This window comes from Rhodococcus sp. p52 (genome assembly GCF_000763325.2).
Taxonomy (GTDB): Bacteria; Actinomycetota; Actinomycetes; order Mycobacteriales; family Mycobacteriaceae; genus Rhodococcus; species Rhodococcus pyridinivorans.
Genome location: NZ_CP016819.1, coordinates 3,981,470 through 3,988,186, shown reverse-complemented (window position 1 = coordinate 3,988,186; position 6,717 = coordinate 3,981,470). Strand labels below are relative to the sequence as shown.

7 protein-coding genes are annotated in these 6,717 nt (G+C 72.1%); 6 read left to right on the top strand and 1 reads right to left on the bottom strand.

What is annotated here, in order from left to right:
- Positions 1-395: 395 nt before the first annotated feature.
- The gene (locus tag IM25_RS18460; RefSeq protein WP_033098325.1) at positions 396-983 is read left to right on the top strand and encodes a hypothetical protein; all 588 of its coding nucleotides are present in this window, start codon (positions 396-398) and stop codon (positions 981-983) included.
- 24 nt (positions 984-1,007) lie between these two features.
- On the opposite strand, the gene IM25_RS18455 is transcribed toward IM25_RS18460, so the two are convergent.
- Positions 1,008-1,349 (bottom strand): hypothetical protein, encoded by a 342-nt coding sequence (locus IM25_RS18455; RefSeq protein ID WP_006554803.1) that lies wholly within the window; start codon positions 1,347-1,349, stop codon positions 1,008-1,010.
- Between the two features lie 232 nt (positions 1,350-1,581).
- On the opposite strand from IM25_RS18455, the gene IM25_RS18450 reads away from it, so the two are divergent.
- The 5 genes from IM25_RS18450 to IM25_RS18430 all read left to right on the top strand — a co-directional run bounded on the left by IM25_RS18450 (position 1,582) and on the right by IM25_RS18430 (position 6,643).
- Positions 1,582-1,920, top strand: a complete 339-nt coding sequence (locus IM25_RS18450) for an RNA polymerase-binding protein RbpA (RefSeq protein ID WP_006554802.1) — start codon at positions 1,582-1,584, stop codon at positions 1,918-1,920.
- A 259-nt stretch (positions 1,921-2,179) separates the two neighbouring features.
- The gene (locus IM25_RS18445) at positions 2,180-2,560 is read left to right on the top strand and encodes a chorismate mutase (protein ID WP_006554801.1); all 381 of its coding nucleotides are present in this window, start codon (positions 2,180-2,182) and stop codon (positions 2,558-2,560) included.
- 8 nt (positions 2,561-2,568) lie between these two features.
- Positions 2,569-4,740 (top strand): aminodeoxychorismate synthase component I, encoded by a 2,172-nt coding sequence (pabB, locus tag IM25_RS18440; RefSeq protein WP_033098293.1) that lies wholly within the window; start codon positions 2,569-2,571, stop codon positions 4,738-4,740.
- Positions 4,737-5,651: a prephenate dehydrogenase gene (locus IM25_RS18435; RefSeq protein ID WP_033098292.1), complete on the top strand. Its 915-nt coding sequence runs from the start codon at positions 4,737-4,739 to the stop codon at positions 5,649-5,651. Before pabB ends, IM25_RS18435 begins: the two co-directional genes overlap by 4 nt.
- Positions 5,648-6,643, top strand: coding sequence for an AurF N-oxygenase family protein (locus tag IM25_RS18430; RefSeq protein ID WP_065996243.1), 996 nt, complete (start codon positions 5,648-5,650; stop codon positions 6,641-6,643). The genes IM25_RS18435 and IM25_RS18430 overlap by 4 nt, the downstream gene beginning before the upstream one ends.
- Positions 6,644-6,717: the final 74 nt, after the last annotated feature.

Below are 6,717 nucleotides of genomic sequence, written 5' to 3'. Positions count from 1 at the left end.
AACAAGCTAGACCACCTGTGCGACCGGTACGACCGGATTGCGGCGACGACCGCACCACTCCCCGCCGATGCGCCCCGGAGGCCGTGCCCGTGCCGCGACAGGACCGGTACGGAACCGCGAGTGACCTCGGAGATCGTTCCCGTGCAGGGGATCAGTCGCGTTTCGATAACGTTTTCCCGACGGCCGGGAGGAATGCCCTGTTCGTGACCGGAGTGACGAATGAGGTCGGCGTCGAAGCAGGATCGGGCTCGCCGGAAACGCCCCGAAACCGGACAGCTCTCCTTATTCTCGAAGCGGCCGTCACCTTCGTGCCCCCGTGCCGCGACCCGTGCGTGATCGGATCGCGACCGGATCGTCTCGTCCCGCCCGCTCGACCCGATTCGAAGGAGCCCGAGATGTTGCGTCGCCGATCCGCCCCGCTCGTCACCGCCCTGCTCGCCGCAGCCCTGCTCGCGGCCCCCGCCCAGGCCGCCGCCGACACCGCCCCGCCGGGGGTGCCGCTCGATCAGCTGCGCGCGGAGGTCGCCGACTCCCCCGAGACCCTCGCCGCGCTCGAGCGGCTCGTCGCCGACTCCGGCTCGGCGGATCCGTTCGCGCCGCCACCGAAGAACATCCCGCAGCCGTTCTCGTCACCCGCACCGACCGTCGGTCCGGGCTGCGGCGGCGGTTTCGTGCCGTTCGCGATGACCACCGCGTGGGTGCATCCCGGCCCGCACGGTCAGGTGCCGTTCGGGTCGATCGAGGTGATCGTCGAACCCACCGCCGGTGCGCCGGTGACCGCCTCGGACCTGAAATTCGTGTGGATCAACATGGAGAACATCCGGGCCGGGGTCGCCACCCTCGACAACAACGGCGGCGGATTGCAGTCCACAGTGATCGACAGCGGTCCCGGCGCGGTGCTCGGCGCCCTGTTCGGCTCGCTGCAGTACGCCAACGGTGCGTTCTGCCAGGTGATCTACACCATGGGTGGCTTCTTCGCCTGAGCCCGCGCTCCCCGATCGGGGCGGTCAACGCAGTCGTTCGGCGTCGCGGGCCAGATCGAGCAGCTCCGCGCACAGGGCGGTCAGCTCGTCGGCCGCGGCGCCCTCGGCGACCGCGGTGGCGACGTCCTCGGCGGCGCAGCGCGCCCGGAACGCGCGGTCGGCGAGTGCCTCGACCTCGCCGGCGGTGAGCACCACCGAATCCTCGGGCAGTCCGGCGCGGCGGGCGCTGCTGCGCTGCTCGTAGGCGCGTTGCCGGCACGACTGGCGGCAGTAGCGGCGTCGCCGCCCGGTGCCGATCTCCGGTACCGGGCGCCCGCACCACAGGCACGTGCTCGCTCGGGTGTCACGTCCGGTCACGAGCGTCACTGTACTGCCCACCTGCACCCCCGGCGGGGCGGCGGGAACCCCGGACGCACGGGCCGGTGCGGGCACCGTGCGCGCGGCGGTGCGGCGAGTCGGTAGACTGGTCCCTCGGCTCCTCGGTGGGCCGCGGGAACGGAATCGGCTCCGCAGACGTTGAGCACAGTGGACGTCGAGCCCGGTGTCGATGCCGCACGGCATCGTCACCCGGGCGGAGCACACAAGGAAGGACACCACCATGGCAGATCGTGTACTGCGAGGCAGCCGACTCGGGGCGGTGAGCTACGAAACCGACCGCGACCACGATCTGGCGCCGCGGCGAATCGCGCGCTACCGCTGCGACAACGGCGAGGAATACGACGTGCCGTTCGCGGACGACGCGGAGATCCCCGGCACCTGGATCTGCAAGAACGGCCTCGAGGGCACCCTGGTCGAGGGCGCCGCACCGGAGCCGAAGAAGGTCAAGCCGCCGCGCACCCACTGGGACATGCTGCTCGAGCGTCGCTCCGTCGAGGAACTCGAGGACCTGCTCAAAGAGCGCCTGGACCTGCTCAAGGCCAAGCGCCGCGGCGCCTGACACCCGCGCCGCCGAACACGTACGTGTGCCGCCCCGGACGATCGTCCGGGGCGGCACACGTCGTTACGGACCCCGCAAGCGCAGCCCGACGGGACGGTGGTTCCGCGAATTCGATTGCGGCCCCGCCACGAATCGATCAATCGTCGATATCGGCCGGACGGTGCGTGCAATCATGATCGCACGCCGATCGATCATGATCGGCACGCCCGATCCACGACCTTCGCGCCGGTGCTCCGGCGGGTCGCTTGCAAGGGGGTGAATGTCCGTGACCGACCGTCACCACACTGCGGCGGACGCGCCGCCGACACAGGCCGCCGCCGATTTGGCCGACCTGCGTGCCGAACTCGACGACATCGACCGGACCCTGCTCGACGGGATCCGCGCCCGCCTCGAGGTGTGCGGACGCGTCGCCGAACTCAAGCAACGCCACGGCCTCGACGTGCTGCAACCCGGCCGCATGGAGGTCGTGCACCGCCGCGCCCAGGACTACGCGCACAGGCACGGCCTGTCGGGCGACTTCGTGCGCTCGCTGTACACCCTGCTCATCGACGAGGCATGCCGGGTCGAGGACCGCATCGTCTCCGGCGGCGCCCCCGCGGACCGGGTCGGCTCCGGTCGCCGCGGCGACGGCACGAACTGAGGCCCGTCGTGTCCGCGCCCCGACCGATCCGCACGGTGTTGATCGACAACTACGACTCGTTCACCTACAACCTCTACGACCTGATCACCCGCGTCAACGGCATCCCGCCGCGGGTGCTCACCAACGATCGCAGCTGGGACGAGCTCGTCGCCGAACCGTTCGACAACATCGTCATCTCCCCCGGCCCGGGCCGACCCGACCGGGCCAGGGACTTCGGGATCAGCGCCCGCGCCCTCACCGACGCCGAAGTGCCGCTGCTCGGGGTGTGCCTGGGCCATCAAGGGCTGTGCCAGCTGTTCGGCAGCGCCGTGATCACCGCCCCCGAACCGGTGCACGGCCGCACCAGCCCGATCCTGCACGACGGCACCGGCCTGTTCGCCGGGCTGCCGTCGCCCTTCGAGGCGGTGCGCTACCACTCGCTGATCGCCGACCCCGTCCCCGACGAGCTCGTCGCCACCGCCCACACCCCGGACGGGTTGCTCATGGCCGTCGCGCACCGGCACCGGCCGCTGTGGGGGGTGCAGTTCCATCCCGAATCGATCGGCACCGCCCACGGCGCGCAACTGCTCGCCAACTTCCGCGACGCCACCCCGCCGCGCAGCCCGATCACCGTCACCGCCCCCGTCGATCCGGAACCGGTACCCGAACCGGCTCCGCGCTATCTGCTGGCCAGCCGCCGGCTGCCGCTGCACCCCGACCCGTCCGCGGTGTACGAGGCGCTCTTCGCCGCCGGCCCGCACGGCTTCTGGCTCGACGGCAGCGCCGCGCTGGAGCCGCAGTCGCGGTTCACCGTCCTCGGCAACGGCGCCGGACCCCGCGCCGACTACCTGACCTACCGGGTCGGGGAGGGCATCGTGCGCGAACACCGCGCCGACGGCACCGTCGAGGAACACCGCCGCCCCGTCTTCGACCATCTCACCGCCCGCCTCGCGGAGCGCCGCGCCGCCGCCCGCGACGACCTGCCGTTCGGGTTCGCGCTCGGCTACGTCGGGTATCTCGGCTACGAACTCAAGGCCGACGCCGGCGCGCAACTCGTGCACACCTCCCCCTACGCCGACGCCGCGCTGGTCTTCGCCGACCGGGCGGTGATCGTCGACCACGACGACCGCTGCTGCTACCTGCTCGCCCTGACCGAGGACACCGACGATCCCGAGACCCTCGCCTGGTTCGACGCGACCGCCGCGATCCTGTCGGCGCTGCCCGAACCGGTGACCGACGAGCAGATCCCGGTGCCGCTGATCGGCGCGGACGGTGGCCCGCAACTGCGGCTGCGGCACTCCCCGCAGCGCTATCTCGATCTGATCGCCCAGTGCCAGAACGAGATCCGCAGCGGCGAGACCTACGAGGTGTGTCTGACGAACACCGTCACCGTCGACGGCGGCATCGACCCGCTGAGCACCTATCGGGCGTTGCGCCGCATCAGCCCCACCCCCTACAGTGCGCTGCTCGACTTCCCCGAGGTCGCGGTGCTCAGCGCCTCCCCGGAACGGTTCCTGCGGATCGACGCCGACGGCACCGTCGAATCGAAACCGATCAAGGGCACCCGCCCACGTGGCCGGACCCCCGGCGAGGACGCCGCGTTGCGGGACGAACTGTGGGCCAGCAAAAAGGACCGCTCCGAGAACCTGATGATCGTCGATCTGGTGCGCAACGACCTGTCGCGGGTGTGCGTGCCCGGCTCGGTGCACGTGCCGGCACTGTTCGCAGTGGAAACCTATGCGGCGGTGCATCAGCTGGTGTCCACGGTGCGCGGCACGCTGCGTCCGGACGTCTCGGCGGTGGACTGTGTGCGCGCCGCCTTCCCCGGCGGATCGATGACCGGTGCCCCGAAGCTGCGCACCATGGAGATCATCGACAAGCTCGAGGACGGCCCCCGCGGGGTGTACTCCGGGGCCATCGGATATCTGTCGCCGACCGGCGCCGCCGACCTGTCGGTGGTCATCCGCACCCTCGTCGCCACCGCCCACGAGGTCACCTTCGGGATCGGGGGGGCGATCGTGGCGCTGTCCGATCCGGACGACGAACTCGACGAGACCCTCGTCAAATCCGTGGTGATGCGCCGCTGCCTCGCCGCGGCCCGCGACACCACCCCGACCAACGGATCCGGGGAGGTCGGCTCCGCGGACCCGGACGATCTCGTCGACGGGCCACCGGTGCTGCCGGGGCGGGCCGGGCCGTGACCACGCCCGGCCGGGTGATCGTCGCCGGCGGATGCGGCGCCGTCGGCGCCTTGCTCACCGCGGCGTTGCGCGAGGCCGGCCGTCAGGTGCTCGTCGTCGACCCGGCCGCCGCCCCGGCTGCACCCGGGATGCTGCGCGCCGATCTGACCGCCCCCGACACCCGCCTCGCCGCGGCACTCGACGGCGCCGACATCGTGGTCCTCGCCGTCCCCGACGTCGTCGCCGGTGCCGCCCTGCCGGTGCTCGCGCGGCTGCTGCCCCCGCACACCCTGCTGGTGGAGACCCTGTCGGTGAAGACCCCGATCGCCGCGGCGCTGCACACCTACCGGCCCGGCGCCCCCACGCTCGGCATCAACCCGATGTTCGCCCCCGATCTCGGATTGCCCGGCCGGCCCGTGGTGGCGGTGCGTCACCACGACGCACCGGTCGTGACCGAGTTCGTCGCGGCGCTGCGCGACTGGGGTGCCACCGTGGTCGAGACCACCGCCGACGAACACGACCGGATCACCGCCGCCGTGCAGGTGCTCACCCACGCCGCGATCCTCGCGTTCGGTATCGCCCTCGACCGGCTCGACGTGCCGGATGCCGCCGCGCGGGTCGCCGCGCCCCCGCACACCGTGCTGCGCGCGCTGCTCGCCCGCGTTTCCGGTGGCACCGCCGAGGTCTACCACGACATCCAGCTCACCAACCCGTACGCCGCCACCGCCCGCCGCGCCCTCGCCGGCGCGGTCGCCGATCTCGACGCCGCCACCGACGCCCTGCCCGACTTCGCGGCGCTGCTCGACCGGGCCCGCGCCGCGCTCGGCGACGGGCAACCCGCCGCCACGCAGCTGTGCGGGCAGCTGTTCGCGGCACTGCCCCGCGATCCGGGCGCGGTCGGCGGTCCGAGCGAGGAAAGGAGCCGGACATGAACGAATCCGACATCCCCGGCCCGCAGCTGCGCGCGCCGGAACTCCCGCAGTACGACCCGTCCGATCCGGCGGAGAGCGCGGTGATCGCCGGGCTGACCCGCTCGTGGCCGCGCCGCGCCGCCGTCAAGAAACCCGAGGTCGACCTCGACGCGCTGTTCGAGGCGGACCGCGCCGACTATCCCGAGCAGATGCTGCCCTTCGCCGAGCATCCGCGTTATCTCGCGCTCGACGAACAACAACAGGCGCGGCTGCGGGCCTGGGCGTGGATCGCCTACAACAAGAGCGTCGTCGACATCGAACAGCACGTCGTCAACCCCGGCTTCGCGTTGATCACCGAGGACGCCTTCGGTATCGGCCCGTCCGACACGGTGGTCACCGGGGGGCTCCAGGCGATGGTCGACGAGCAGTACCACACCCTCATGCACCAGCAGGCCAACGTGCTCACCCGCCGCCGCCGCGGCTGGGCGCTGAAGGAGTCGGTGCTGCCGCCGTGCCCGACCGTGCGCGAGCATCGCGCCGCGGTCGCGCACGCCGAGACCCCGCGGGACGCGGCGCTGGTGCAGCTGGCGTTCACCACCGTCGCAGAGACTTCGATCAGCGCCTATCTGGCGTTGCTCACCACCGACCCGGAGCTGCAACCGGTCAACCGCGCGACGGTGACGGTGCACCGCCGCGACGAGCTGTGCCACGCCTCCCTCGCGGGTGGGCTGCTCACTGCGGTGCTCACCGAACTCGACGACACCGATCGGGTGCGGCTGCTCGACGCGCTTGGTACCGCGGTCGCGGCGTTCAACGGCGCCGACACCTCCACCTGGGCGGCGATCATCGCGCGCGAGAACATCCCCGGCGGCGACGAGTTGGTCGCCGACACCATCGCCGTGACCGAGGGCCGGCCGGTGGTGCAGGACTGCAGCGCCATCCGCCGGCTGTGCGCGGGACTGGGGCTCGGGGAGGAACTCGACGCCCGCTGGCCGTGGCCGCGCAGCGCCTAGCGCCTCGGCCGCACAGCGCCTAGCGCCTCGGCCGCACAGCGCCTAGCGCCTCGGCCGCACAGCGCCTGGTATCC